This window comes from Knoellia sp. 3-2P3 (assembly GCF_029223115.1).
Taxonomy (GTDB): domain Bacteria; phylum Actinomycetota; class Actinomycetes; order Actinomycetales; family Dermatophilaceae; genus Pedococcus_A.
In genome coordinates this window covers 625678-651933 of record NZ_JARGZE010000002.1, presented here as the reverse complement: position 1 = coordinate 651933, position 26256 = coordinate 625678, and the positions used below count along the sequence as shown (strand labels likewise).

The following is a 26256-nucleotide window of genomic DNA, read 5'->3' as shown; positions in this document are numbered from 1 at the left end:
GAAAGGCGAGAGGTGCCGCACCCCGGTAAGGGGTGCGACACCTCTCGCGACAGCCGTGCTGCGGGCTCAGTGGCCGCGGTGTCGGCCGGGCTCCGCCGTGTCCGGGTTGTCTCCGGAGGTGGACGACGCCATCTCGACGAGCGGGGTGCCACCGGGCTCCTGGTGCTCGATCTCCTCCGCGTGGTGGCCGTCGTGGTGGGCGGCCTCGAGCTCTGCCGGGGTGACGGGCTCGACGCGGTCCTTGAAGAAGAAGTGCGACACCTTCGCCCGGAGACGCTGGCTGCGGGCGTTGGGCGCAGCCACACCGTTCTCGTCGACACCCGACTCGAGCTCCAGCGGCCGGTGCTGCTCGTGCTGCACCAGCTTCCAGCGGGTGTAGGGGTCGAGCGGCTCGTGCCGCTCGTAGAAGCGGCCCTCCGCGGTGCGGATGATGCGTCCGGTCTCCCGGCCGTGCAGCACCAGGTCGCGGTCGCGGCGCTGCAGGCTCAGGCAGATCCGCTTGGTGACCCAGAAGGCGACCACGGGCAGGACGAAGAAGAGCGTCCGCAGCGCGATGGTGATGTCGTTGATGGACAGGCCCAGCTTGATCGCCATCAGGTCGTTGCCCGCGGCGAACATCAGCACGGCGTAGGCGGCGATGCCGGCCATGCCGATACCGGTGCGCGTCGGGTTGTTGCGCGGGCGGTCGAGCAGGTGGTGCTCCCGCTTGTCGCCGGTCACCCACTCCTCGAGGAACGGGTAGAGGGTGATCAGGCCGTACATCACCGGGATCAGCAGGATGGCGCCGATCATGACGTTGAAGCTGAAGGTGAACCCGAACGCCTCGAACTCGAGCCAGCCCGGCAGCAGTCGCAGGGCGCCGTCGGCGAAGCCCATGTACCAGTCGGGCTGCGAGCCCGCGGTCACGGGCGACGGGTCGTAGGGACCGTACGCCCAGATCGGGTTGATCGTCACCAGGGCCGAGATCAGGGCGACCACGCCGAAGACGATGAAGAAGAACCCGCCGGCCTTGGCGGCATACACCGGCATGACCGGGAAGCCGACGACGTTCTCGTTGGTGCGGCCGGGCCCGGGGAACTGGGTGTGCTTCTGCACGGCCACCAGCACGATGTGGGCGGTGAACAGGCCGACGAGGATCGCCGGGAGCAGCAGCACGTGCACCGAGTAGAGGCGGGGGATGATCGCCTCGCCCGGGAAGGCTCCACCGAAGACGAAGTACGAGACGTAGCTGCCGATCACGGGGATGGAGCGCATGAAGCCCTCGGCGGCCCGCAGGCCGGTGCCCGACAGCAGGTCGTCGGGGAGGGAGTAGCCGGCGAAGCCCTCGACGAGCGCCAGCATCGACAGCTGCGCGCCGAGGACCCAGTTGAGCTCACGCGGCTTGCGGAAGGCGCCGGTGAAGAACACGCGCATCATGTGCACGTTGATCGCCACGATGAACAGCAGCGCCGCCCAGTGGTGGATCTGCCGGATGATCAGGCCGCCGCGGATGTCGAAGGAGATGTCCAGCGTCGAGCGGTAGGCCTCGGACATCGTCACGCCGCGCAGCGGGAGGTAGGAGCCCTCGTAGACGACCTGCCCCGCGCTCGGGACGAACCAGAAGGTGAGGAAGGCGCCGGTGAGGAGGCAGATGACCATCGAGTACATCGCCACCTCCCCGAGCATGAACGACCAGTGGTCGGGGAAGACCTTCTTCATGAGGTAGCCGACGCCCTTGGCGGCGCCGGTGCGGTCATCGACCCAGCCGGCGACGCCGCCGACCTTCCTCAGGCCGCCACCGACGGGGGCCTCGGCCCGGGCGTCGTTGGCGCGCAGTCGGTCTGCGCCAGATGCGTTGTCTGCGGTGCTCATCCACGCTCCCAGAAGCTCGGGCCGACTGCTTCCTGGAAGGGGGCGTCGGCCACCAGGTAACCCTCGGCGTCAACGGTGATCTTCAGCTGCGGCAGCGGTCGCTTGGCCGGGCCGAAGATGACCTTGCAGTCCTGCGTCACGTCGAAGGTGGACTGGTGACACGGGCACAGCAGGTGGTGCGTCTGCTGCTCGTAGAGACCGACGGGGCAGCCCACGTGCGTGCAGATCTTGGAGTAGGCGACGATGCCCTCGTAGCCCCAGTCGCGTGCCTTGGCGACCTGGATGATGCCCGGCTCGAGGCGCATGAGGAGGACGGCGGCCTTGGCCTTGTCCTCGAGGACGTGGTGGGACTCCTTGATGGACTCCGGCAGCACGTGGAAGACCGAGCCGATGGTCACGTCGGTGGCCTTGATCGGGGTGTGCTCGGGGTCGCGCACGAGGCGGTCGCCCTTCTTCCACATGGTCTTGGAGAGCTCGTCCTTCGGCAGGGGGCCGAGGCTGCCGGCCACCTGCAGCACCATCGGCAGGGCGAACAGGCCGAGGGCGCCACCGAGGCTGTACTTGATGAGGGGACGACGGTCGAGCTGGGCGTCGGTGCCACCGGTCAGCATCGTCTTGACGAAGCCGCCACGGGCCTCGTCGGGGGAGCGCAGCGGGTGGCGCTCCTCGACCACTTCCTCGTCGGGCATGAGGGTCTTGGCCCAGTGGACCGCGCCGATGCCGATGCCGAGCAGACCGAGGGCAAGCGAGACGCCGAGGACGACGTTGGACAGGTTGGCCTTGCCGATGCCCGGGATGAAGACCTGGTTCTCCATGGGGATCGCGAAGTAGGCGACGATGAAGACGAAGGTGCCGAGCATCGAGAGGCCGAACATCGAGGCGACCTGCTTCTCGGCGCGCTTGGCGGCGCGCTCGTCGAGGTCGGCGGCGCGGTGGATGTGCGGGGGCATGCCCGGGTTCTCGAAGCGCGCCGGCAGGCCGCCGGTGCCCTCGATGTGCCCTTGGTCGAGCCGCACCGCGGAGCTGCCGTAGCCCTCGGATCCCGGCTGGGCCACCTGGCCGCCGTGCTCAGTGCCGTGTTCGTTCATGCTGTGGTCGATCCTGTCGGTTCGCAGTGGTCGAGTGCGGTGGGCATCAGGCCGATTTCTGTCCGAGCCAGACGGCGAAGCCGATCATGATGCCGAGGCCGAACACCCAGATGAACAGCCCCTCGGAGACAGGGCCGAGGTTGCCGAGCGCCATGCCGCCGACGTTCTCCTGCTCGTCGAGGGTGTGCAGGAACGCGATGATGTCGCGCTTGCTCTCCGGGCTGATGTTGGTGTCGTTGAAGACGGGCATCGACTGCGGGCCGGTGGCCATCGCCTCGTAGATGTGCTTGCCCTCGATGTCGCGCAGCGAGGGGGCGTACTTGCCCCGGGTCAGGGCCCCGCCGGAGCCGGCGAAGTTGTGGCACATTGCGCAGTTGACGCGGAACAGCTCGGCACCCTTGGCGACGTCACCGCCCTCTCCGGAGGCGTACTCCTCCTCGGGGACGGCCGGGCCCGGCGCCAGCGACGCGACGTAGGCGGCCATGGCGGCGATGTCCTCGTCGCTGAACTGGACCTCCTTGCGGGGGGCCTGCACGTCGGGGCGCGTCATGGGCATGCGACCGGTGCCGACCTGGAAGTCGACCGCGGCGGCGCCGACGCCCGCAAGGCTCGGGCCGTCCTGCGTGCCCTCGCCGTTGAGGCCGTGGCAGGTCGAGCAGTTGGCCTGGAAGAGCTTCTTGCCCTCCTCGACCTGGGCGGCGCTCGCGGTGGAGGCCTGGGCCGGCTTCGGCGCCAGGGCGGCATAGGCCGCGCCGGTCACCAGGAGGCCCACCAGGATGAGGAGGGCGATGGCGGCCGGGTGCCGTCGGCGGGCGGCCAGTGCGTTCACAGTGCGCTCCTGAACGTGTGCTGTCGTCGAGTTGTTCGGTTACGGGGGCTGTTCCGGATGGCTCTCACCGCAGCAGGTAGATCGTCGCGAAGAGCGCGATCCACACGACGTCGACGAAGTGCCAGTAGTAGGAGGTCACGACAGCGCCGGCTGCCTGGTTGTGGCTGTAGGTCCGGGTCGTGAAGGTGCGGCCGATGATCAGCAGGAAGGCGAGCAGGCCGCCGGTCACGTGGAGGGCGTGGAAGCCGGTGGTGAGGTAGAAGACCGAGCCGTAGGCGTCGGACGCGAGGGTGACGCCCTCGTGGACGAGCTCGGCGTACTCGAGCACCTGGCCGGAGACGAAGACCGCGCCGAAGATGTAGGTGAGCACGTACCACTCGCGCATGCCCCAGGCGCTGATGTTGAACAGCGTCGCGTCACCCCGGTGCGCCTTGCCGTGCTCCGCGGCGTGCACGCCGAGCTGGCACCACACCGAGGAGATCACGAGGATCAGGGTGTTGATGGTGGCGAAGGGGATGTTGAGCTGGCTCGTGCGCTCGTCCCACAGCTGCGGCTCGACCCCGCGGATCGTGAAGTACATCGCGAACAGGCCCGCGAAGAACATCAGCTCGCTGGCGAGCCACACGATCGTCCCGACCGAGACCATGTTCGGGCGGGTCACGGGACCGTGTCCGGGGATGGACCCTACGGGGCCGGGGGTACCTGGTTGCACTGCGGATGCTGTCGCCACGTGCGCCATTATTGCCACATTCGCATCGCGGCACACCGTCGACCCCCCCTTGGGTGTCGTCGGTGTGCGGGACGGGCGCGCGCGGTGTGCCCGAACCGCGCGGACGGGGTCGGCACGTGCCTGCGCCCACGGCCTGCTGCCCTTCGACCGGCGGGTGTGTCTCCGGCCGGTCCGGGCGGCCCCGCTAGGATTCACGCCATGACCGCTCCGCACGCGACCGCAGCCTCGAACCCGGCCACCGGCGGCTCTGCCGCCCGCCAGATCTCGGTGCTGCTCTACAGCGACGACATCACCACCCGCGACGCCGTTCGCGTCAACGTCGGCCGCCGTCCGGCCCGCGACGTGGAGGTCACGCAGTGGCGCGAGTGCGCCACCGCCCCCGCGGTCATCGAGGCCGTGGAGAACGGTCACTTCGACGTGCTGGTGCTGGACGGCGAGGCGGCCCCCACCGGCGGTCTGGGCCTGTGCCGGCAGCTGAAGAACGAGCTCTTCAACTGCCCGCCCGTCCTCGTGCTGACGGGCCGCCCGCAGGACGGCTGGCTGGCCACGTGGTCGCAGGCCGACCTCGCGGTGCCGCACCCCCTCGACCCGATCGCCCTGGCCTCCGCGGTGGCCGAGCTGGGGCGCCGCGGCCGCCAGGCAACGGCCTGACGCCGATGGCTTCGTCGGCGCCGGCTGCGTTCACGTGGCCGGACCTGTTCACCTCCCTGCTCGCCGGCGAGGACCTCAGCACGGAGGCTGCCGCCTGGGCCATGGACCAGATCATGTCCGGGGAGGCCTCACCGGTGCAGCAGGCCGGCTTCCTCGTGGCCCTGCGCGCCAAGGGCGAGAGCGTCGACGAGGTGCGCGGACTGGCCGACGTGATGCTCGAGCACGCGCGCCCCATCGAGGTCGCCGAGCCCAGCCTCGACATCGTGGGCACGGGCGGCGACCGGTCGCACTCGGTCAACATCTCCACGATGTCCTCGGTGGTGATCTCGGCGTGCGGGATCCGCGTCGTCAAGCACGGCAACCGGGCCGCGTCGTCGTCCTCGGGCTCGGCTGACGTCCTGGAGGCCCTCGGGGTCAACCTCACCTTGACCCCCGGCCAGGTGGCGCGGGTGGCCGAGCTCGCCGGCATCACCTTCTGCTTCGCCCAGACGTTCCACCCCTCGATGCGGCACGCTGCCGAGGCCCGGCGCGACCTGGGCATCCCCACCGCGTTCAACCTCCTCGGCCCATTGACCAACCCGGCCCGCCCCACGTATGCCGCGGTGGGCGTCGCCGACGCCCGCGTGGCGCCGCTGGTGGCCGGTGTGTTCGCCGGGCGCGGCAAGGACGCGGCGGTGTTCCGCGGTGACGACGGCCTCGACGAGCTCACCATCAGCACGACCTCGCGGGTGTGGTGGGTGCGGGGCGGCCAGGTGCGCGAGCACCGGCTCGACCCACGCGACCTCGGCCTGGAGCTGCACCCCCTGGAGAGCCTGCGGGGAGCCGACGCCGCGCACAACGCGAGCGTGGCCCGACAGCTCTTCGAGGGCCTGCGCTCACCGGTGCGGGATGCGGTCGTCCTCAACGCCGGCATCGCGCTCGCGCTCACCGAGCCCGACGGCGGCCCCACCGCTCAGGACTTCCTCTCCGGCGTGCGCCGCGGGATGGACCGCGCCGAGCAGGCGCTGGACTCCGGGGAGGCGCTGCGCCGGCTCGACGCCTGGGCACAGGCGAGCCAGCGCGACGACCTCTGAGCGCCGGCCAAGGTCAGTGCAGGTGGGCGAACCAGTGTGCCGCCCGCACCGCGTCACGGCGGCGCCACTCGTAACGGGCGCCGAGAGCGAGCAGCGCTGCGCCCGTCAGCCCCAGGGTGAGCGCGCGGGAGCCCCACGGCATACGGCGCGAGCTGGCTCACCGCCACGACGGCTGCAGCGGCAGCGCCGACGACCACCAGGGCCTGCCAGCGCAGCCGGACGCCGAGGCCAGCACCGCGGCGGCGGCGACCAGCGTCAGCATCGGCCGGACGAGGCCCTCCTCGTCGACCGAGACCAGCGCCGACGGCAGCAGCGCCAGCGCCGCGGCTGGACCCACCGACACCCACGATGACAGGCCCGGTGTCGTGTGCAGCAGCCACAGCCCGGCCGCGAGGGCGAAGGCAGCAGCGGGCAGGGAGTAGGCCTCCGGCGTCGTGACGTCGGAGTCGGCCACCAGCACCCAGACCGCACCCGTCCAGGCCAGCGCGGCCACGACCACCAGGGGCCGGCGGCGCAGCAGCACGGCATAGCTCGCGCTCACGCCTCCCTCGAGGACCAGCAGCAGCGACGTCGTGCCCGCCCAGCCCTCGCCGGCCGCCCACGCCTGCGCGGCCGTGGCCGCCAGCACCGCGGTGACCCCCAGGGAGAGCTCATCGGCGTGCCCACGGCGCCAGGCAGCCAGGGCCGTCAGCCCCACAGCCGAGACAGTGAGCGCCGCAACGAGCCACCCGGCGCCGAGCAGCTCGGCGGCCAGCCCGACGCTCACCGCGCCGGTGAGGGCGGCCACCGCGCTGCCGATCGCGCGGAGGTCGGGACGGAGCACACAGAGTGCCGCGGACACCGCCGCCACCGCGGCCACAGCGACGCTCGCCGTGGCCTGTGAGCCCCAGTGGTCCGAGGCACCCACCAGCCCCACCAGAGTGGTCGCGCCCAGGCCCAGGAGCGTCCAGCGGGTCCGGGACCAGCGGGTTCCGGACCGCCAGGCGAGGGTGCCCAGAGCGGTGGCCAGCAGGACGGAGGCCACGCCGGTCGTGACGGGTCCAGCCTGCCAGGCGAGAGACGTGAGGGCGGCGGGCGCAGCGACGCCGACGGCGGCAGCCAGGGCGCTGAGGGGCCACCAGGTCCCCGCGAGCGGCGTCGCGAGCCACGCGTCCGCCGCGCGGCCGGTGCCCAGCCCGCGGGACCGCCGTCGCAGGACCTCCCGCAGGACGGCGTAGCCACCGGTCGCGATGACGACGAGCACCACCACGGCCCCCGCGTCCTCGGGGCTCAACCCGTCCCGGTAGAGGTCGTCGAAGCCCGCGAGGACCGCAACCACCAGCGAGACGAGCAGGTACATCACGGCGGGCACGACGGCTCCGGCCCTGACCACGCCGAGCCGAGTGGGCAGGAGCGCCGCCGCGACGGCGAACACGACGGCTCCGGCCAGTGCCACCGCGGCGAAGCCCGCCACGGGCCCGGTGGCCCAGCCGAGGACCGCCGCCCAGGCGGTGGTCGCCGCCACCAGCGACCCGATGCCGAAGGCGCTCACCCGGCGGTCCCGGGTGTGCAGCGCGGCGAGGGCGACCGCGACGAGGGTGCCGGTCACCGCGGAGTAGGTGCGCACGTCCAGCGCCTCCAGGCCGCCGAGCCCGAGGGACCGGGCGGCGGCGACGTCGAGCAGCAGCAGGCCGGCGGTGAGGGCGCCCAGTGCCTCGGCGCTGCCGTGCAGGCGCTGGCGCGACAGACGGAGGGCACCGTATGCCGTCAGGCAGGTCAGGGTCGCCATGGCCAGGACCTGGCCGGCGACGCCGATGACGTCCCAGGCGACGGCAAGGAAGACGAGGGACGCCACCAGCACGAGCAGGACACCGGTGCCCAGCAGCACCTGCTGCCCGCTCCAGCGCGGACGCAGGTGGGGTGGTCGGGCGTTCGTCGGGCCGGTGGAAGCGCTGCGAGCGGCCACCGCGCCGGCGGGTGACCGCTGCTCGCGGAGCGCCTGCAACAGCCGTGCGCGCTCGCGGGCCAGTGCCGCGAGGCTCTGGTCCACCTCCCACAGGCGGCTCGCGACCGGTCCCTGCAGCGGCAGGTGACAGCTCGGGCACTCGGCGGCCCCACCGGGTGGGAGCGCGGCCCCACAGGACGGACAGGGGACTACGGGGCTCATCGTCGACCTCCGGGGCTCACGGGCACCACGCCCTCTGGGGGCAGTGTCGGGCCGAGGAGGGCTCGGCGGCATGAGGCTTCGTACTCACATCGCCGGACCGCGGGCCGGTGGCGCGGCGCGGCTACTCGTCGTCGAGGCCCAGGCTGAAGGCAGCCTCGAGGTCGTGCCGCGAGTAGGTGCGGAAGGCGATGTGGGTCGAGGTGCCGGTCACCCCGTCGACCTTGTTGAGCCGGTCGGCGATGACGTCGGCGAGCTCCTCGTGCGCCCGCACGCGCACCATGGCGATCAGGTCGACGTCGCCGGCGACCGAGTAGACCTCGCTGACGCCGTCGAGCTCGGCGATGGCCTGGGCCACCTCGGGGATGCGGTCGACTTCGGCGTTGATGAGGACGATGGCAGAGATCACGGGGCCACAGTAGTGCGGCCGGTCAGGACGCGGCGACGAAGCCGGCCGCCTCGTGGCGTGACACGGCCTGGGGCTCGAGCTGGGCCCGGGCGGCGCCGGCGCCGCCGACCGGGCAGGTCCACTGCCCGTCGAGGTCGACGAGCCGGACGCCGGGCGCCTCGAGCCAGCGCAGGATCTTCTCCGACTCCTCGGCCGTGCCTGCCGGTGCCGGTGCCGGCGCGGGCAGGACCGCTTCGGCGCTGGCCCGCAGGGCCTGCACGTAGGGCATCGGGTCGGCGCCTCGGGGGGAGACGCTGCTGCCGGCGAGCCGGCCGTGGCGGATGCACACGAGCTCCCAGCCGCCGAGGGCGGCCGGCCTCGCCGCGACGATCTCGGCGCTGGTGGCCAGCGGGGCAATGCGCTGGGTGCGGGCCATGCCGCGCACCAGGGCGAGGAGGCGGTCGCGCAGCGTGCCGGCGTCCTCGAAGCGCTCCTGCTCGGCGAGGGTGACCATCCGCGCCCGCAGGGCAGTGACGACGTCGCGGCTGTCGCCGGCCAGGGCGGCCATCGCCCGTCCGGCCACGACGGCATACTCCTGCACGCTCTGGGCCCCCGTGCAGGGGGCGCCGCACCGGCCCATGTCGGCGAGCGCGCAGGCGCTCACCGGCTTCGACGGGGAGAGCCGCTGCACGCACTGGCGCAGCGGGATGACCTCGTGCACCGCGGCGATCGCGGCCTCGGCAGCGGCGCGGCCGGAGAACGGGCCGATGTAGCGGGCCCCGTCGGGACGCACCTCGCGCACCATGCTCAGGCGCGGGAAGGCCTCGACGGTCAGCTTCACCCACACCCCCCGCTCGGGTGCCTTGGACCGCCGGTTGTAGCGCGGCTTGTGCTCGGCGATGAGGCGCAGCTCGCGCACCTCGGCCTCGAGGGTGGTGGCGCAGACGATGGGCGTGACGCTCTCGGCGAGGCGCACCATCTCGGCCATGCGGGTGCGCTGCTCGGAGGCGGTGAAGTAGCTGCGCACCCGCGTGCGGATGTTGACGGAGGTGCCGACGTAGAGCACGCGGCCCTGCCCGTCCTTGAACAGGTAGACGCCCGGGGCCGACGGCAGGTCCTGGGCGAGGTAGCGCTTGCGCCGCGTGGACGGCGCCACGCGCGAGGTGTAGCTGGTGAGCTCCTCCAGGGTGTGCACGCCGAGGTTGCCGACCCGCCCGATGAGCGCGTGCAGGACGTCGACGGTGGCCCGCGCGTCGTGCAGCGCCCGGTGGTCGGGCGTCGTGGGGGAGCCGAAGTGCGCCGCGAGAGTGGAGAGCTTGTGGTTGCGGGTCTCGTCGCGCGGGACCAGCTGGCGCGCCAGGGTGACGGTGTCGAGCACCTCGAAGCCCGGCCAGCGGTTGCCCGTGCGGGCGGCGGCGGCCTTGAGGAAGGAGATGTCGAAGCCGGCGTTGTGGGCCACGAGCACCGACCCCCGGGCGAACTCGAGGAACGCGGGGAGCGCCGACTCGATGCGCGGCGCGGTGGCGACCATGGCGTCGGTGATGCCGGTGAGCACCTGGATGAACGCCGGGATCGGCGCGCCGGGGTTGACCAGGGTCTGGAACTCACCGAGCACCTCGCCGCCGCGGACCCGCACGGCGCCGATCTCGGTGATCTGCGACTCGGCGGGGCTTCCGCCGGTGGTCTCGAGGTCGACGACGACGAAGGTGACCCCGGACAGCGCGGTGCCCAGGTCGTCGAAGGTGCCTTGGACCATCTGCATGCGCCAGACGGTATGCCGGGGCGCCGACAGCCCGGCGAAGGCGCGCCTGCAGGTGCCTGCGCCGGTTCCCGGCCGGCCCCTCGTCGGCGTCCTCCGGGCCGCTGCCGGGTCCGCCGGGAGGTCCGCTGCGGGGTCGCTGTCGGTGGTCGCTCCTACCGTCGGGGGCAACCAAGAGGAAGGGGTGATCACGGTGATCATCGACTGCACGTCCTGCCCGGTCCGTGAGCTCCACTGCGGTGACTGCATGGTGACGGCGCTCCTGGCGCCCGCGACCGCAGACCTGCCGCTCGACGCGGCTGAGCGCGCCGCGGTGACCCTGTTCGTCGCCTCTGGCCTCGTCACGCCCCAGGAGGCCACGGGGCTGCGGGCGCGGCGCGAGCCGTGGGACGCGGCGCGCGCCGTCGGCTGAACAGCCCCGCCGGCGCCAGCGCCCCGTGCCTACGATGGCCCGCGTGAGCATGCGGTCGTGTGGCCGGGACGACGGCCGGCGGAACGACGGGGTGGGCCGGCGGCGCCTCGCCGCGCACACGGTCCTGGTCGCCCTGCTGTCCTTGGCCGTCCTCGTCTCAGGCTGCTCCGGCTCGCCCCGCGTCGAGGGTCCGCCCCGCCCCGCCTCCGCGGGCCCGGCGACCACCTCCGCCTCCGCCGGTGACTCGACGCCCCAGAGCCCCACCGCCGACCCTGCCGTCGCCCGGGTCGAGGCGCTGCAGGACCTGCTCGACGAGCGTGCCGCGGCCGTCCTCGCACGCGACCGCGCCCGCTTCGTGGCCACCCTCGACAGCCCCCGGTCCGGTTTCGGGCTCCGCCAGCTCGAGGCGTTCGACAACCTGGTCCGCCTGCCGCTCGGCACCTTCGACTACGGTACACCCGAGCCCGCCCCGGCTCTGAGCGCCGAGCGGGCGGCGCAGGTCGGCCCCGAGGCATGGGTCGCCCGCGTCGAGGGCAGGTACGCCCTCAAGGGCTACGACCGCGGGTTGCGGACCTACGAGACCCACCTGACCGCCGTGCGCCGGGCCGACGGCTGGAGGCTGGCAGACGACTCCGACGGCGGCACCCAGGCCCAGCTGTGGGACCTGCCGGACCTGCGGGTGCTCGCGGGCCGCAGCACGCTGGTCGTCGCGAGCGGGAAGGTCCGCGACCCGGACCTCTACCGGCGCCTCGGTGACCGGGCCGTCTCCCGGGTCGGCCAGGTCTGGACCAGGCCCTGGGGCTCGCGGGTGGTGCTCGTCGTGCCCGCGACGGCCGACGAGATGGCTGAGCAGCTCGGTCAGGACGCAGCCGGGGTCGACCAGGTCGCCGCCGTCACCGACGGCGCCCTCGGGGCCGACGGCAGGGCAGGGGCCGACCGCATCGTGCTCAACCCGCAGGCCTTCGCGCGGCTGCACCCCACGGGGCAGGAGGTGGTCGTCACGCACGAGACCACGCACGTCGCGGTGCGGGCCTCGACCACGCGCGCGGTGCCGCTCTGGCTCTCGGAAGGCCTTGCCGACTACGTCGGCTACCGCGGGGTCGACCTGCCGCGCACCACCATCGCCGAAGCGCTCCTGGACCGGGTGCGCAGCGGCAGCGGCCCGAACGCCCTGCCGACCGAGCGTGACTTCGACCCTGCCACCTCGACCATCGCGCCGAGCTACAACGCCGCCTGGCTGGCCGCCTGCTCCATCGTCGACCAGCACGGGGAGCAGGCGCTCGTCCGGTTCTACCTGCGGGCGGCGACCCGGCCCAGCCCCTCCGCGGCGCCCGGCGACCCCGAGGAGAACACGCGCCAGGCGTTCCCGGCCGTGCTCGGCACGACCGAGGAGGCGTTCACACGGCAGTGGCTGTCCTACCTGGGGCGGCTGGCGCGGGCGTGACCGCCGGCCGGGCGGCCACCGCCAGCGAGACGACGACGAGGGCCCCGGCCAGCCAGAACTGGTTGTAGAAGGCCTGCTTGTTGACGAGGTTGGCCACCAGGAGCACCAGGGCGAGCCAGCGCAGCACCTCCGGCAGGGCCGGCTGCCGACGCCGGACCACGACGATGACGCCGCCCAGCGTGCCCAGGACGACCAGCCCGGTCACCCAGAAGGGCAGCGTGACCCCGAAGGTGTTCAGTGCCAGCAGGTAGAGGGTGTTGGCGAACTTCAGGGGCGGGAACGACACCAGCAGGGTGACCGTGTCGTGCAGGAAGTCGGACGGCCCGGCGAGGAACCACGGCGCGATGAACAGCCCGGTGAGGGCGCCGGTCGCGAGCGTGCGACGGACCCCGAAGGGCCGCCAGACCAGCAGCACCGGCAGCAGCACGGCCAGGTGCTGCTTGCTCGCACACGCGAGGGCCAGCGGCAGCACCGCCCACCAGGCCGCCCTGCCGCCGCGGTCGACGAGCACTGCCCACCACACGAGGCCGGCGAGCAGCAGCGGCTCGGTCCAGGCCTGGTCGACCTGGGTGAGGGTGCCCGGTGCGAAGAGCAGCAGGGCGACCACCGCAGCGGCACGCCAGCGGGGACCGGGCGCGGGCAGGTGTGCCGCCTGGCCGCGGGGGACGCGCGTGGCCAGGGCCCAGGCGCCGGCGGCCGCGACCAGGGTCCACACGAGCAGGGCCCAGCGGACGTCGCCGGCGAGCCAGCGACCCGGGGCGAGCAGCACGGTGGTGAACGGCAGGTAGGTGAAGGCGTCCTGGATGCCGGGTGAGCCGGACCAGGTCACCTCGTAGAAGCTCTCGCCGCGGGCGAGGGCGTCGCTGGCCTGCTGGAGGGTCACCCACACGTCGATCTTCGGCGCCGGGTCGGTGACGACCGCGGTGGTGCCCGCCACGGCATACGCACCGATGCTCGTCGCCAGGGCGGGCAGCGCTGCGCGCTCTCGGCCCGACCACAGGAGGGCCGCCGCGACGAGCGGGCCGGCCACCAGCGCGGTCGTCGCGACCGCGAGGCCGGCGGCGTCGAGGTAGGAGAACAGCGGCACCACCAGCGTTGCCAGCGCGCTGCCGGCGAGCATGCCGGTCACCGCGGGCGGGGTGAGCGTCACCGGGGCCCGGCGCCACTGCCACAGGGCCAGGGCGCCCGCGCACGCCGTGAGGGCGAGCACGATGGGGACCCGAAAGCGCACCACGCTCCACTGCAGGGGCAGGAAGTACGCGAGCCAGGCCACCGCGAAAGCGGTGGCCTGGCGCGAGGTGGTGCGAGGAGGCATGCCCAGAACCGTAGAGGTCCGCCGCCGCGGACGGCGCACCGGCTCGGCTCAGGAGTAGAGCGCCTCGACGTCGGTGTGGAAGTCCTTCATCACGATGTTGCGCTTGAGCTTCATCGACGGGGTCAGGTAGCCGTTCTCCTCGGTGAAGTCGCCCTCGAGGATGGTGAACTTGCGGATCGACTCCGCCTTGGAGACCGCCTTGTTGGCCTCGTCGACGGCCCGCTGGATCTCGGCGAGCACCACCTCGTTCGTGCGAGCCTGCTCGAGGCTGACGCCCTCGATGCCGTTGTTCCTCGCCCAGGTGGGGTACATCTCGGGGTCGAGGGTGACCAGCGCGCCGATGAACGGCTTCTGGTCGCCGACGACGATGCACTGCGAGACCAGGGGGTGGGCGCGCAGGCGGTCCTCGAGCACCGCCGGCGCGACGTTCTTGCCGCCGGCGGTGACGAGCAGCTCCTTCTTGCGACCGGTGATCTTGAGGTAGCCCTCGTCGTCGAGCTCGCCGATGTCGCCGGTGTGGAACCAGCCGTCCCGCACCGCGGCCGAGGTGGCCTCGTCGTTGTTGTGGTAGCTGGAGAAGACGTTGTTGCCCTGGATGAGCACCTCGCCGTCCTCGGCGATGCGGATCCCGACACCCGGCAGCGGCGGGCCGACGGTGCCGATCTTCACGCGCTCGGGGATGTTGACGGTGGCCGGCGCGGTGGTCTCGGTCAGGCCGTAGCCCTCGAGCACGGTGACGCCGATGCCGCGGAAGAAGTGACCGAGGCGTGTCCCGAGCGGGGCCCCGCCGGACACGGCATACAGCACCCGGCCGCCCATGGCGGCCCGCAGCTTGCCGTAGACGAGCCTGTCGAAGACCGCGTGGCGCAGGCGCAGGCCGAGACCGGCGCCGCCGGCGTCGAGCGCCGTCGACCACGCGATGGCGGTCTCTGCGGCGGTGGCGAAGATCTTGCCCTTGCCCTCGGCGGTCGCCTTCTGCTCCGCCGAGTTGTAGATCTTCTCGAACACCCGGGGGACCGAGAGGATGAAGGTCGGCTTGAAGTTCGCGAAGTCGGCCAGCAGGTTCTTGATGTCGGCGCTGTGGCCCATCTTCGCCTCACCGCTGACGCAGAGCACCTGGATGAAGCGGGCGAAGACATGGGCGAGCGGCAGGAAGAGCAGGGTGGAGGCGCCCTCCGAGCGGACCACCTGCTCCAGGCGCCGCACCGCGTTCTCGGACAGGGCCATGAAGTTGCCGTGGGTCAGCTGGCAGCCCTTGGGTCGCCCGGTCGTGCCCGACGTGTAGATGATGGTCGCGACCGAGGTGCGGTCGACGCCCTCGCGGGCCGCGTCGAGGTCGGCGTCGGTGGTGCCGGAGCCGAGCTCGACGAGCGACTCGAGGCCGCCCGCGTCGATCTGCCACACGTGCTCGAGCTCGGGAAGGTCGTCGCGCACCTCGGCCACGGTCGCCTCGTGGGCCGGCGTCTCGACGATGACGCCGCGGGCGCCCGAGTCCTTGAGGATCCAGAGCACCTGCTCGGCGGAGGAGGTCTCGTAGATGGGGACGGACACCCCGCCGGCGGTCCAGATCGCGAAGTCGGCGACCGTCCACTCGTAGCGCGTCTTGCTCATGATGCCGACCCGGTCACCGGTGCGCAGCCCGCTCGCGACGAGGCCCTTGGCCACCGCGCGCACCTCGTCGTGGAACTGCGCCGCCGTCACGTCGACCCACTCGTCGCCGAGCCTCTTGGCGAAGGCGACCCGGTGGGGTGCACGGGTTGCGTTGCGGGCCGGCAGGTCGGCAAGGCTCCCCTCGGTCGTGGGCTCGACGAGCGGGGGGACGGCGTGGTCCTGCACTGGGTCTCCTTCGACGCGTTCTGGTGCTGCCCCGCACTGTACCGACCGGTAGCCTCCCCGTGGGAGGCTGGCGGTCCTTCTCACACCCGCCCGCCGCGAACCTGAGCCGACACGAGCCCGTCCCGAGAGCGACATGAGCCACAGCACCTCGCGCGTCGACATCATCGACGAGACCTACCTGCGGGCCGCTCCCGCGGTGGTCCGGGGCTGGTTCGACGACGCCGACCGGCTCGACCGGCTCTGGCCGCACCTGCGGCGCACGCTCGTGCGCGACCGCGGTCCCAAGGGGCTGCGGTGGCGCGTCGACGGGGCCGTCGTGGGGGAGATGGAGGTCTGGATCGAGCCGTACTGGGACGGCGTGATCCTGCACCACTACGTGCGGGGCTCGCGAGGCCGCGGAGCGCCCGCCGACGTCGCCGCGCGTCACCAGCTGCGGTGGAAGCGCGCCGTGCACGCACTCAAGGACGTGCTCGAAGAAGGCACGCTGTAGCCTTCCGGCCATGGCCGACCGCACAGAGTCCAGCATCGACATCGCCGCCAAACCGGGCGAGGTCCTCGACGTGATCGCCGACTTCGAGAGCTACCCGAGCTGGGCCGCAGAGGTCAAGCAGGTCGTCGTGCTGTCCGAGGAGGGTGACGGCTGGGCCGACCAGGTGCAGTTCACCCTCGACGCCGGGGTCATCAAGGACACCTACGTCCTCGACTACGAGTGGGACATCCAGAAGAACGGCACCGGCGTCCTCTCGTGGCAGCTCGTGCAGGGCACCGTCCTGAAGGCCATGAACGGCTCCTACACCCTCACGGCCACGGCACGGGAGCTCACCACGGTGACCTACCGCCTCGCGGTCGACGTCAAGGTCCCGATGCTCGGCATGCTCAAGCGCAAGGCCGAGAAGGTCATCATCGACACCGCGCTCAAGGAGCTCAAGAAGCGCGTCGAGGGCTGAGTCCGGACCCGGTCCGACCACCTGCTTCCACGTCCGCTTATGCGCGTCATCCTCTTCACCGGCAAGGGCGGGGTCGGCAAGACGACGACGGCCGCCGCCACCGCCGTGCGGGCGGCCCGGTCCGGCATCAAGACACTCGTCATGTCGACCGACGCAGCGCACTCGCTCGGTGACGCGCTCGACGTCGACCTCTCGGGCCACCACGGGTCGGGCGCCACTTCGGAGGGCCGGCCCGCGCCGGTGCAGGTCGAGCCCGGCCTGTCGGCCCTGCAGATCGGCCCGCAGCACGCGTTCGACAGCTCGTGGCGGGTCGTGCAGGACTACCTGCTCTCCGTGCTGGCGACGCTCGGCATCGACGCGGTGGTCGCCGAGGAGCTGACCTCACTGCCCGGGGCTGAGGAGATCGCCGCGCTGCTGGAGCTGCGCACCCAGGTGGAGTCGGGCGCGTGGGACCTCGTCGTCGTGGACTGCGCCCCCACGGCGGAGACCCTGAGGCTGCTCGCCCTTCCCGAGGCGCTCGCCTGGCACCTCGACCGGCTGCTGCCGGGCCAGCGGGGGCTCATCCGGTCGCTGCGGCCCGCAGCCGCCGCAGCGGTCGGTATGCCGCTGCCGGCACCCGAGGTCGTCGACATCGTCAGTGGTTGGCACCGGCACCTGCGCGAGCTGCAGCGGCTGCTCACGGGCGACGGCACCTCGGTGCGTCTCGTGCTCACCCCGGAGCGCGTGGTCATCGCCGAGTCGCGGCGCACCTGGACCTCGCTCAGCCTCTACGGCTTCGTCGTCGACGCGGTGGTGGTCAACCGGGTCTTCCCCGATGCGGCGCAGGAGGTCGGGGCCGACGCGCCGCCGGACCCGTGGCGCAGCGCCTGGAACGAGGCCCAGCAGGAGGGCCTGGTGGAGGTCCGCGAGTCCTTCGCCGGACTGCCCGTCGTGGTCTCGCCCTACCTCGCGCGCGAGCCCATCGGGCCCGACGCGCTCGACGAGCTCGCCGTCGCCCAGGACCCGGACGGCTCCGGCACGGCCGCGCTCCTCGAACCGGTCGCCCACCGCGGCCTGACCGTCACCCGGACCCGGCAGGGGTTCACCCTGTCGCTGCCCCTGCCGCTGGTCTCCGCCTCCGACGTCGGCCTCCAGCGGCGCGACCACGAGCTGCTCGTGGCGGTCGGCGACCACCGCCGGGTCTTGACACTGCCGGCCGCCCTGCAACGATGCGACGTCCAGAGCGCCTCGGTCCGCGAGGGCCTGCTGCAAGTGCGGTTCGTCCCCAACGAGGAGGTGTGGCCACGTGGCTGACCAGGGCACAGGGCAGCGGCAAGGGCGCGAGCCCGTCGGCTCCGTGGCCGAGGAGACCGCCCGGCTGCTCGAGGCGCTCGGCGGGTGGGCCGAGGGGCTGGGCGTCCCGGCCGGGGAGGCCCCGGCCGCCGACCACGGTGCCGGCGACCACGACGACGGCGACCACGACGACGAGGCCACGGCCGCTCCGGGCGCCGACCGTGACCAGCGTGACCAGCGTGCCCACGGACATGCAGCGGGCGCCCGGCACACCACCCGGTGCGAGCACTGCGGCGTCTCCAGCCGTGCCGGCGAGGCGCTCACCTGCCAGCTGTGCCCGGTCTGCCAGGGCATTTCGCTGCTGCGCTCCGTGCGTCCCGAGACGGTCGAGCGGCTCGCCGACCTGGCTGCCGCCCTCTCCGGCGCGCTGCGCGACATCGCCGCCGACCGGTTCGGCCAGCCACCTCCACCCCCACCACCGGCACCACCTCGTGGACAGCGCGTGCAGGACATCGCCGTCGACGACGAGGATGAGCCGGGCACCGCACCCACCACCGACCGCCCCCGACGCACGCAGGAGAGCACAGCACCGTGACGGCCACCATCGGACTCGACATCGGCGGCACCAAGATCGCGGCGGGACTGGTCTCGCTGGAGGGGCGGATCCTCGCCGAGGCGCGGTGTGACACCCCGGCCCACGACCCGGACCGCATCGCCCACGACGCCGCCGCGCTGGTGGCCGCGTTGTCCGCGGACACCGACCAGGAGGTCGTCGGTGTGGGCGTGGCGTGCGCCGGCTTCGTCAACCGCACCGGCTCGCACGTGCTCTTCGCCCCCAACCTGGCCTGGCGTGACGAGCCGCTGAAGCAGCGGCTCGAGGCGCTGGTGCGCTACCCGGTCACGATCGAGAACGACGCCAACGCGGCGGCGTGGGGGGAGTTCCGCTTCGGCGCCGCCCGCGAGGCCGACGACATGGTGCTCATCACGATCGGCACCGGTGTCGGTGGAGGCATCGTCAGCGACTCCAAGCTGCTGCGCGGCGCGTACGGCATCGGCGGGGAGCTCGGACACATGCGGGTCGTCCCGGGCGGCATCCGCTGCGGCTGCGGCAACCGCGGCTGCTGGGAGCAGTACGGGTCGGGCAACGCCCTGCTGCGCGAGGCGCGCGAGCTGGTCGCGTCCGGGACGCCGCACGGGGCTGCTCTCGCCGACGCCTGCGGAGGGGACCCGGCTGCGCTGCGGGGTCGCGACGTGACGGAGGTGGCGCAGGGCGGTGACCCCGCCGCGGTCGAGCTGCTCGCCGACCTCGGCACCTGGATCGGGGAGGGTGCGGCCTCGGTGGCGGCGATCCTCGACCCCGAGCTCATCGTGATCGGCGGCGGCGTCGCCGAGGCGGGGGACCTGCTGCTCGACCCGGTCAGGGCGGCCTACGGACGCCAGCTCACCGGGCGGGGCCACCGGCCGGTGGCCGGCATCGTGCCCGCCTCCCTGGGCAACGACGCCGGCCTGATCGGGGCAGCGGCGATCGCGGCCGAGGGGGTGCTGGAGTGAGCGGCCCGCCAGATGCGCTGAGCATCGGCATCGACATCGGCGGCACGAAGGTCGCCGGCGGTGTCGTCGACCCACGGGGCGTGGTGCTCCAGCGCGCGCGGCGGGACACCCCGCACCGCTCGAAGAAGCCGGGGGTGGTGGAGAACACCATCGTCGAGGTGGTCGACGAGCTGCTGGGCGTCGTCGGTGCGGGCTCCGTGGTCGCCGTGGGCATCGGGGCGGCGGGCTTCGTGGCCGCCGACCGCGCGACGGTCGTCTTCGCCCCGCACCTGTCCTGGCGCCACGAGCCGCTGCGCGACGCGCTGCAGCGCCGGGTGCCGGTGCCGATCTTCGTCGACAACGACGCCAACGCGGCGGCGTGGGCAGAGTGGCGCTTCGGTGCCGCCCAGGGGCACACGCACGTGATGATGGTGACGCTCGGCACCGGGATCGGCGGGGCGCTGCTCATGAACGGCCAGGTGGTGCGCGGCCGGTTCGGCATTGCGGGCGAGTTCGGCCACATGCAGGTGGTGCCGGGCGGGCAGCGGTGCGAGTGCGGCAACCGCGGCTGCTGGGAGCAGTACGCCTCGGGCAACGCCCTCGTGCGCGAGGCGCGCTCGCTGATGACGGCCAACAGCCCCATCGCGAGCGACCTGCTCGACCGGGTCGGGGGCGACCCCGCAAACCTCACCGGCCCCCTCATCACCGAGGCGGCCCAGGCCGGCGACCAGACCGCCGTCGAGCTCCTGGCCGAGATCGGGCAGTGGCTCGGCGTCGGCATCGCCAACCTCGCGGCCGCCTTCGACCCGGGCATCTTCGTCATCGGCGGGGGCGTCAGTGCGGCCGGTGACCTGCTCCTCGGCCCGGCGCGCGAGACGTTCCGCAAGCACCTCACCGGCCGCGGCTACCGGCCGGAGGCCGAGATCGTGGCTGCCAGGCTGGGCAACGAGGCCGGGCTCATCGGGGCCGCGGACCTCGCCCGGGTCGGCGCCGGCGCCGACCCCCGGGTGGCCCCGGACCCGGTCCCGCAGGGCTGAGCCGGTCATGACCAGCATCCGGGTGGCGTCGTACAACCTGCGCGACTTCAAGGACGACCCGGCCGCGGCCGCGCGCGTCATCCAGGCGGTCGACCCCGATGTGCTGTGCCTCCAGGAGGTGCCACGGCGGCTGTTCTCCTCCTTCCGCGTCGCGGCCTTCGCGTCCCGCTGCGGCCTGTACTGGTCCGGTCGGCACCGGGGGAGCGGCGGCACCACGATCTTCACCTCGCTGCGCGTCCAGGTGGCCGAGTCCCGCCACCACCGTCTGCGGGTGGCGCGCCTGCAGCGCACCCGCGGGTATGCCGTGATCCGCGTCGCGCCGCCCGGTCACCAGCCGATCGTGGTCGCCAGCGTGCACCTGAGCCTCGACGCCGCCGAGCGCGAACGGCACGCCGGCCAGATCCTGCGGACGCTGTCGGCCGGCGGCCCGGTCGTCCTGGCCGGCGACCTCAACGAGGGCGACACCGGCAGGGCGTGGCAGCTGCTGGCCGCGCCGCTGCGGCTGGTCTCGCCGACGACGCCCACATACCCCGCCCGCAGCCCACGGCGGCTGCTCGACGTCGTGTTCGCCTCACCCGAGCTGGCCGTGCTGCCGCACACCCCGGTGGAGCTCGACGAGGCAGACCTGGTGGCCGCCACCGACCACCGGCCCGTGTGGGTCGACCTCGACCTCGACCCCCAGCCGCGCCCCACGGCGCGAACCGAGACCGGCGTGGCCGTGGCCGGGGAGGCGGTCGAGGAGGCCGAACAGCAGGCCGAACAGCAGGCCGAACAGCAGGCCGAGCAGAGCCGCGGCTGAGCGGGCTAGACGCGGGCGCCGTTGTCGGGGTCGTCCTCGTCCCGGCTGTGCGGCTGGCGCAGCACCAGGAGCACGAACCCGCCGACCGTGAGGGTCAGCGCGCCCAGCACCCACCAGTCGCTGACGTCCGGGCGGAAGATCACGAGCCAGAGCAGGATCAGCGGCCCCGCCACGAGACCCACCACGATGCCCCAGAAGTGGAGGTCCTCCTGTGGGGGGAGCGGCGCGGTCGGCCCCGGCTCGAAGTGCTCGTCGTCGTCCGCGCCACGGGCGCGGTCCGCGGCGGTGTCAGCGGGCCCGGCGTCGGAGGTCGCCCCCCGCCACACGGGGATGCCGCCCAGCGTGGGGGACGGGTTCACCGCCGGGTTCAGGGGCGAGGGGTTGACCGCGCTGAACCGCCGGTGCGGTGCGCCGGGGCCGGTGTCCTCGGTGCTGCTGGTGCCGTCGGTGTCGATCCCTGAGCCGGGGGCCCCGCTCGCACGGTCCTCGAGGGCCGACCGGGGGGCGTCGTCGTCTGCCCCCTCGAGGGCGTCGAGGCCGGTCGCGGCCGGCGAGTCGTTCGTCTGTGGGGCGTCGGGGCCGCGCTCGGGCAGCGGCGCGACGTCGTCCCAGTGCGCGATGATGTCCGCGAACTGGGCGTCCACGTCCCTGTCGCTCATGGTTCTCCGTCCTGGCCGGTCGAGGTCGGCTAGGAGCTCAGGCGCTCGATGAAGGCCACCGACTCGTCGAAAATGCGCGGCGCGTCATTGTCGAGGGTAGCCACGTGGTAGCTGTCGTGCAGCAGGATCTCAGTGACGTCGTCGCTGGAGATGCGCGACAGGATCATCGCCGAGGACTCCGGCGGGATGACGTGGTCCTCCGGAGAGCGGAGCAGCAGCACCGGCTGCGTGACCTCGGGCAGGTCGCGGGTGACGTTTTTCCACGCGACCAGCTGGGAGTGCCCGGCCTTCAGCGGCGTGTGGTCGTAGGCCAGCTCGGTCACTCCCTCCTTCTTGATGTCGTTGGCGATCGACTCCAGCCCGCCGACGACGTTCTTCAGCAGGGGCACGAGCCGCACCCGCCAGTCCTTGAACATCACGGCGGGGTTGACCAGCACCAGGCCGCTCACCCGCGGGCCGTGCTCCTGCGCGAGCGCCAGGGCGAGGCCACCTCCCATAGACAGGCCGCCGACGAACACGTGGGCACAGCGCTCGCGCAGCTCACGGAACTCACGGTCGGCCACGGCATACCAGTCCTCCCACCGGGTGCGGTTCATCTCCTGCCAGGTGGTGCCGTGGCCGGGCAGCCGCGGCACCCGCACGGTGTAGCCCTTGGCGGCCAGGTGCTCGCCCCACGGCCGCATGCTCTGCGGGGTGCTGCTGAAGCCGTGGACGAGCAGGACGCCGGTGTCGGAGCCGTCGTGGGCGTAGGGCTCTGCGCCGGGCATGACGGGCACGAGGCACTCCTGTCGGGACTGGCGCCCGAAGGGGACGCTCGGTGGGGTCGCGCGCATCCTCGCATGGAGGCATGGTGGCGTCGATAGTGTCGTAGAGTTCAGCGCGTCACAGGCGGGAGGTGCCACGTTGTTCTACTGGGTTCTGAAGACGGTTGTCCTCGGCCCGATCCTGAAGCTGCTGTTCCGGCCGTGGGTCGAGGGGGAGGAGAACGTCCCCGAGGACGGCCCGGCGATCCTGGCGAGCAACCACCTCTCGTTCTCGGACTCGATCTTCCTGCCGCTCGTGGTGCAGCGTCGCGTCACCTTCCTCGCGAAGTCCGACTACTTCACCGGTCGCGGCATCAAGGGTCGGATGACGGCCGCCTTCTTCAAGGGCGTCGGCCAGCTGCCCATCGACCGCAGCGGCGGGCGTGCCGGTGAGGCAGCCCTGCGCTCCGGCCTGAAGGTGCTGCGCCGTGGCGAGGTGCTCGGCATCTACCCCGAGGGCACGCGCTCACCCGACGGCCGGCTCTACCGCGGACGCACGGGCGTGGCCCGCATGGCCCTCGAAGCCGGCTGCCCGGTGCTGCCGGTGGCCATGATCGGCACCGACAAGGCGCAGCCGACGGGCAAGGTCGTGCCGAAGATCATGCGGATCGGCGTGCGCATCGGAAAGCCCCTGGACTTCTCGCGCTACGAGGGCATGGAGGACGACCGCTTCGTTCTGCGCTCGATCACCGACGAGATCATGTACGAGCTGATGCTGCTCTCGGGGCAGGAGTACGTCGACATGTACGCCACCTCGATGAAGGACCGCATCCTCGCCGCCGCCAAGACCAAGGCCCGCGAGCTGCAGGAGGCGGCCCGCCCCGGCACCGCCGCCAAGGAGCTCGAGGAGGCGCTCGACGCCGCCGAGGGCAGGCACCACCGGCACGAGCCGGAGATCGACGACGCCGCGGCCGACATCGACGAGACCACCCCGGACGGCGGGCGCGACGAGACGTCGGACGACCGCGACGTGCCGCCGGGCCAGCGCGCGGCCAGCTGACCCGCCGGTGACCGCCCAGGGGGACCCGCCGGTGACCGCCCAGGGGGACCCGCCGGTGACCGCCCAGGGGGAGCCGGCGGAGGCCGGGCGCGCCCCGGCGGTGCCGCCGGAGGGCTCCGAGCCCGGCGTGGTGGAGGCCTTCTGGAAGGGCATCGACGTCCTGCGCCCGCTGGCGCTCGCCTACGCCGTGTATGCCGCGTGGGACCGCCACGAGCAGATGGTGCGTCCCGAGGTGGCCTGGGCCGTGTTGGCGGTGCTCGGTGCCTGGACCGCCTTTCTCGTGGTGCACCGTCGCCGCACGCTCACCCTGGTGCTCGCCGAGCTCGGGATCGCGGCCGGCGCCATCCTGGCCACCCGCCTCGTGGACAGCGAGGCCGTCATCCACTCGGGGGCCCCGACCGTTCCGACGTTCTGGCCGGCGGCGGCCGTGGTGTCGGCCGCGGTGCTCCTCGGCCGCCGGGGAGGGTTCCTCGCCGCCCTGTTCATCGGGGTCGTCGACCTGCTCGAGGTGCAGGACCCCACCTTCCACACCGTCAACAACGTCGTCCTCCTGCTGCTGATCGGCACCCTCATCGGGTATGCCGTCGACCTGGCCCGCGAGGGCCACGCGAAGCTGCGCACGGCGCTGCTGCTCGAGGCCCGCGTGCGCGAGCGCGAGCGGCTGGCCCGCACGGTGCACGACGGCGTGCTGCAGACGCTGGCGTTCGTCAACCGTCGCGGCGGCCAGCTCGGCGGGGAGGCGGCCGAGCTGGGCGCGATGGCGGCCGAGCAGGAGCGCCGTCTGCGGGCCCTGGTGACGGCGACCGACGCCGAGGAGCTGCCCCCACCGGGAGGCGACGTCGACCTGCGGGCGCTGCTGGCGCGGCACGGCGGTGAGCGGGTGCACCTGGTCGCCCCGGCCGAGCCGGTGCTGCTGCCGGAGGCGGCGGCTGCCGAGCTCGAGGCGGCGGTCGGCGCCGCGCTCGACAACGTGCGCGAGCACGCCGGCGACGGCGCGCAGGCCTGGGTGCTCGTCGAGGACGAGGGCGCGGACGTGGCGATCACGGTGCGCGACAACGGCGCCGGTATGCCGTCGGGCCGGCTCGCCGAAGCCGCCGCCGCCGGCCGTCTCGGCGTGGCGTCGAGCATCCGCGGCCGGCTGCGGGATCTTGGTGGCGACGCACAGTGGTCCGGCCGCGAGGGGTCGGGAGTGACGGTGCGGATGCGGGCGCCCAAGCGGGCTCCGCACACGGTGAGCGGGGGAGACCAGGCATGAGGGACGCGGAGCAGGACGAGTCGGCCGAGGTGCTCGGTGGAGCCGGATCGCCGGTCACGGTCGTGGTGGCCGACGACCACCCGTTGTGGCGCGACGCCGTTGCGCGCGACCTCAGCGAGGCGGGCCTGAGCGTGCTCGCGACGGCCAGTGACGGGCCGAGCGCGGTGAACCGGACGAAGGCCACGCGACCGGACGTGCTGGTGCTCGACCTCAACCTCCCCGGCCTGGCCGGTCATGAGGTGTGCCGAGCCGTCGGTGGGCTCGAGACCAGGGTGCTGATCCTGTCGGCCAGCGGCGAGCACCAGGACGTCCTCGACGCGGTCAAGGCCGGGGCGACCGGCTACCTCGTGAAGTCGGCGTCGAGCCCGGAGATCATCGACGCGGTGCGGGCCACGGCGCGTGGTGAGGCGGTCTTCACCCCCGGGCTGGCAGGGCTCGTGCTGGGGGAGTTCCACCGGATGTCGAACGAGCCGCAGGTCGACCCGGGGCGCCCGATCCCCGAGCTGACCGCGCGTGAGACCGAGGTGCTCAAGCTGGTGGCGACCGGCATGTCCTACAAGGAGATCGCGTCCGAGCTGTTCATCTCCCACCGCACGGTGCAGAACCACGTGCAGAACACCCTCGGCAAGCTGCAGCTGCACAACCGGGTCGAGCTCGTCCGGTTCGCGATCGCCCGCGGCCTCGAGACGCCAGAGCTGTAGGTCGTCGCCGCCTCGGTGGCAGTGAGTTCGGTGGCGGTGGGTTCAGTAGCGGTGGGTGAAGTACGCCGTCGCCATGATCACCGCGGGCATCGTGCCGAGGACTGCGCCGAGCACGACGACGACGCGACGATGCCGGGGCAGCGCCCAGGCCAGCGACGCCCCGCACACCGCCCCGGCGACGCCGCACACCACCAGCTGCGGCGCGTCTCGCACCAGCTGCCGCCCGGGGTCCGTCTCGAAGCCCCAGCCGGCGAGGCCGAGCGCGGCGAAGGCGACGAACCCCGACAGGAGTGCCACGGCGACCGCGTCGAGCCGGGACGGGCCGCGGGCGGCGAGACGGGGGGACGACGTCGCCGCGACGGGCGACCCAGAGCTGTTCACGACCGGGACAACGACGCAGCCGGCGCGGAGTGACGCGTCCGGGACGAGGAGCTCACGGCTAGGCGACCTTGGGGGTGCGCTCCGCGACCACGCCTGCGAGGAGGACGCCTCCGGCGAAGAGCCCGACCATCAGCACCAACCCTCCGGCAGCGGGCCACTCGAGGTAGGGGTGGCCGAGGGCGGCGAAGACCGAGAGCCTGCCCACCCACTCGGGCCACTCGAGCATCGGGGTCATCAGGCCGAGGAGGGAGGAGGTGGCCAGGAAGACCGCCAGGACCGGGATGGCCGGACCGGTGCGGGCCACCGCCACGACCAGTGCCGCGACCCCGCCGAGGGCGCCCGCGAAGAGCAGG

At 72.9% G+C, this 26256-nt stretch carries 28 protein-coding genes; 14 read left to right on the top strand and 14 right to left on the bottom strand.

What is annotated here, in order from left to right; all coding sequences use genetic code 11:
* Window positions 1-66 precede the first annotated feature (66 nt).
* From P0Y31_RS08550 to P0Y31_RS08535, 4 genes are all read right to left on the bottom strand, one after another.
* Window positions 67-1851: a ubiquinol-cytochrome c reductase cytochrome b subunit gene (locus tag P0Y31_RS08550; protein WP_275868316.1), complete on the bottom strand. Its 1785-nt coding sequence runs from the start codon at window positions 1849-1851 to the stop codon at window positions 67-69.
* Window positions 1848-2939 carry a Rieske 2Fe-2S domain-containing protein gene (locus P0Y31_RS08545; RefSeq protein WP_275868314.1) on the bottom strand — a complete coding sequence of 364 codons (1092 nt, stop codon included), beginning with the start codon at window positions 2937-2939 and terminating at the stop codon, window positions 1848-1850. Before P0Y31_RS08545 ends, P0Y31_RS08550 begins: the two co-directional genes overlap by 4 nt.
* A gap of 46 nt (window positions 2940-2985) precedes the next feature.
* Entirely contained in the window at window positions 2986-3768 is a 783-nt protein-coding gene (locus P0Y31_RS08540) for a cytochrome c (protein WP_275868312.1), read from the bottom strand.
* A gap of 64 nt (window positions 3769-3832) precedes the next feature.
* Window positions 3833-4414, bottom strand: coding sequence for a heme-copper oxidase subunit III (locus P0Y31_RS08535; RefSeq protein WP_275868930.1), 582 nt, complete (start codon window positions 4412-4414; stop codon window positions 3833-3835).
* Window positions 4415-4696: 282 nt separating this feature from the next.
* Between P0Y31_RS08535 and P0Y31_RS08530 the strand changes: the two genes are divergently transcribed.
* Window positions 4697-5149, top strand: a complete 453-nt coding sequence (locus tag P0Y31_RS08530; protein WP_275868310.1) for a hypothetical protein — start codon at window positions 4697-4699, stop codon at window positions 5147-5149.
* Window positions 5150-5154: 5 nt separating this feature from the next.
* Window positions 5155-6222: an anthranilate phosphoribosyltransferase gene (gene trpD / locus P0Y31_RS08525; protein WP_275868308.1), complete on the top strand. Its 1068-nt coding sequence runs from the start codon at window positions 5155-5157 to the stop codon at window positions 6220-6222.
* Between the two features lie 13 nt (window positions 6223-6235).
* Here the strand turns inward: trpD and P0Y31_RS08520 are convergent, their stop codons facing one another.
* The 4 genes from P0Y31_RS08520 to P0Y31_RS08505 all read right to left on the bottom strand — a co-directional run bounded on the left by P0Y31_RS08520 (window position 6236) and on the right by P0Y31_RS08505 (window position 10515).
* Complete coding sequence (locus tag P0Y31_RS08520) at window positions 6236-6364, bottom strand: hypothetical protein (RefSeq protein WP_275868306.1); 129 nt, start codon at window positions 6362-6364, stop codon at window positions 6236-6238.
* A gap of 15 nt (window positions 6365-6379) precedes the next feature.
* Complete coding sequence (locus P0Y31_RS08515; RefSeq protein ID WP_275868304.1) at window positions 6380-8251, bottom strand: hypothetical protein; 1872 nt, start codon at window positions 8249-8251, stop codon at window positions 6380-6382.
* Window positions 8252-8489: 238 nt separating this feature from the next.
* Window positions 8490-8774, bottom strand: coding sequence for an Lrp/AsnC ligand binding domain-containing protein (locus P0Y31_RS08510; RefSeq protein WP_275803454.1), 285 nt, complete (start codon window positions 8772-8774; stop codon window positions 8490-8492).
* 22 nt (window positions 8775-8796) lie between these two features.
* Entirely contained in the window at window positions 8797-10515 is a 1719-nt protein-coding gene (locus tag P0Y31_RS08505; protein ID WP_275868302.1) for a DEDD exonuclease domain-containing protein, read from the bottom strand.
* A 181-nt stretch (window positions 10516-10696) separates the two neighbouring features.
* Here P0Y31_RS08505 and P0Y31_RS08500 point away from each other — a divergent pair, with 181 nt between their 5' ends.
* The gene (locus tag P0Y31_RS08500) at window positions 10697-10924 is read left to right on the top strand and encodes a hypothetical protein (protein ID WP_275803450.1); all 228 of its coding nucleotides are present in this window, start codon (window positions 10697-10699) and stop codon (window positions 10922-10924) included.
* 43 nt (window positions 10925-10967) lie between these two features.
* A complete protein-coding gene (locus P0Y31_RS08495) occupies window positions 10968-12368 on the top strand; it encodes a hypothetical protein (RefSeq protein ID WP_275868300.1) in 1401 nt (466 codons plus the stop codon).
* On the opposite strand, the gene P0Y31_RS08490 is transcribed toward P0Y31_RS08495, so the two are convergent.
* A complete protein-coding gene (locus P0Y31_RS08490; protein WP_275868298.1) occupies window positions 12322-13683 on the bottom strand; it encodes a hypothetical protein in 1362 nt (453 codons plus the stop codon). The two genes, P0Y31_RS08495 and P0Y31_RS08490, sit on opposite strands and share 47 nt — an antisense overlap.
* Before the next feature lie 48 nt (window positions 13684-13731).
* The gene (locus tag P0Y31_RS08485; protein WP_275868296.1) at window positions 13732-15519 is read right to left on the bottom strand and encodes an AMP-dependent synthetase/ligase; all 1788 of its coding nucleotides are present in this window, start codon (window positions 15517-15519) and stop codon (window positions 13732-13734) included.
* Window positions 15520-15652: 133 nt separating this feature from the next.
* On the opposite strand from P0Y31_RS08485, the gene P0Y31_RS08480 reads away from it, so the two are divergent.
* From P0Y31_RS08480 to P0Y31_RS08450, 7 genes are read left to right on the top strand one after another with little or no spacing between them, the layout of a single operon-like run.
* Window positions 15653-16009 (top strand): hypothetical protein, encoded by a 357-nt coding sequence (locus P0Y31_RS08480; RefSeq protein ID WP_275868294.1) that lies wholly within the window; start codon window positions 15653-15655, stop codon window positions 16007-16009.
* A 10-nt stretch (window positions 16010-16019) separates the two neighbouring features.
* Window positions 16020-16466 carry an SRPBCC family protein gene (locus P0Y31_RS08475; RefSeq protein ID WP_275803439.1) on the top strand — a complete coding sequence of 149 codons (447 nt, stop codon included), beginning with the start codon at window positions 16020-16022 and terminating at the stop codon, window positions 16464-16466.
* Between the two features lie 39 nt (window positions 16467-16505).
* Complete coding sequence (locus P0Y31_RS08470) at window positions 16506-17759, top strand: ArsA family ATPase (RefSeq protein ID WP_275868293.1); 1254 nt, start codon at window positions 16506-16508, stop codon at window positions 17757-17759.
* Window positions 17752-18333, top strand: coding sequence for a hypothetical protein (locus P0Y31_RS08465; RefSeq protein WP_275868291.1), 582 nt, complete (start codon window positions 17752-17754; stop codon window positions 18331-18333). The genes P0Y31_RS08470 and P0Y31_RS08465 overlap by 8 nt, the downstream gene beginning before the upstream one ends.
* Window positions 18330-19289 (top strand): ROK family glucokinase, encoded by a 960-nt coding sequence (locus P0Y31_RS08460; RefSeq protein WP_275803433.1) that lies wholly within the window; start codon window positions 18330-18332, stop codon window positions 19287-19289. Before P0Y31_RS08465 ends, P0Y31_RS08460 begins: the two co-directional genes overlap by 4 nt.
* Entirely contained in the window at window positions 19286-20305 is a 1020-nt protein-coding gene (locus tag P0Y31_RS08455) for an ROK family glucokinase (RefSeq protein WP_275868289.1), read from the top strand. The genes P0Y31_RS08460 and P0Y31_RS08455 overlap by 4 nt, the downstream gene beginning before the upstream one ends.
* A 7-nt stretch (window positions 20306-20312) precedes the next feature.
* Window positions 20313-21104: an endonuclease/exonuclease/phosphatase family protein gene (locus tag P0Y31_RS08450; protein ID WP_275868287.1), complete on the top strand. Its 792-nt coding sequence runs from the start codon at window positions 20313-20315 to the stop codon at window positions 21102-21104.
* Window positions 21105-21109: 5 nt separating this feature from the next.
* On the opposite strand, the gene P0Y31_RS08445 is transcribed toward P0Y31_RS08450, so the two are convergent.
* Window positions 21110-21763 (bottom strand): hypothetical protein, encoded by a 654-nt coding sequence (locus P0Y31_RS08445; protein ID WP_275868285.1) that lies wholly within the window; start codon window positions 21761-21763, stop codon window positions 21110-21112.
* A 29-nt stretch (window positions 21764-21792) separates the two neighbouring features.
* The gene (locus P0Y31_RS08440) at window positions 21793-22530 is read right to left on the bottom strand and encodes an alpha/beta fold hydrolase (RefSeq protein ID WP_275868928.1); all 738 of its coding nucleotides are present in this window, start codon (window positions 22528-22530) and stop codon (window positions 21793-21795) included.
* A 136-nt stretch (window positions 22531-22666) separates the two neighbouring features.
* On the opposite strand from P0Y31_RS08440, the gene P0Y31_RS08435 reads away from it, so the two are divergent.
* Genes P0Y31_RS08435 through P0Y31_RS08425 form a run of 3 tightly spaced genes read left to right on the top strand, consistent with a single transcriptional unit; the run spans window position 22667 to window position 25522 of the window.
* Window positions 22667-23566 (top strand): lysophospholipid acyltransferase family protein, encoded by a 900-nt coding sequence (locus tag P0Y31_RS08435; RefSeq protein WP_275803426.1) that lies wholly within the window; start codon window positions 22667-22669, stop codon window positions 23564-23566.
* Between the two features lie 31 nt (window positions 23567-23597).
* On the top strand, window positions 23598-24821 hold the full coding sequence (locus P0Y31_RS08430) for a DUF5931 domain-containing protein (protein WP_275868284.1): 1224 nt from the start codon (window positions 23598-23600) through the stop codon (window positions 24819-24821).
* A complete protein-coding gene (locus tag P0Y31_RS08425; RefSeq protein WP_275868282.1) occupies window positions 24818-25522 on the top strand; it encodes a response regulator transcription factor in 705 nt (234 codons plus the stop codon). Before P0Y31_RS08430 ends, P0Y31_RS08425 begins: the two co-directional genes overlap by 4 nt.
* A 42-nt stretch (window positions 25523-25564) precedes the next feature.
* Here P0Y31_RS08425 and P0Y31_RS08420 read toward each other — a convergent pair whose 3' ends face one another.
* A complete protein-coding gene (locus P0Y31_RS08420) occupies window positions 25565-25903 on the bottom strand; it encodes a hypothetical protein (RefSeq protein WP_275868280.1) in 339 nt (112 codons plus the stop codon).
* Between the two features lie 58 nt (window positions 25904-25961).
* Window positions 25962-26207: a hypothetical protein gene (locus P0Y31_RS08415; RefSeq protein ID WP_275868277.1), complete on the bottom strand. Its 246-nt coding sequence runs from the start codon at window positions 26205-26207 to the stop codon at window positions 25962-25964.
* Between the last annotated feature and the right edge of the window lie 49 nt (window positions 26208-26256).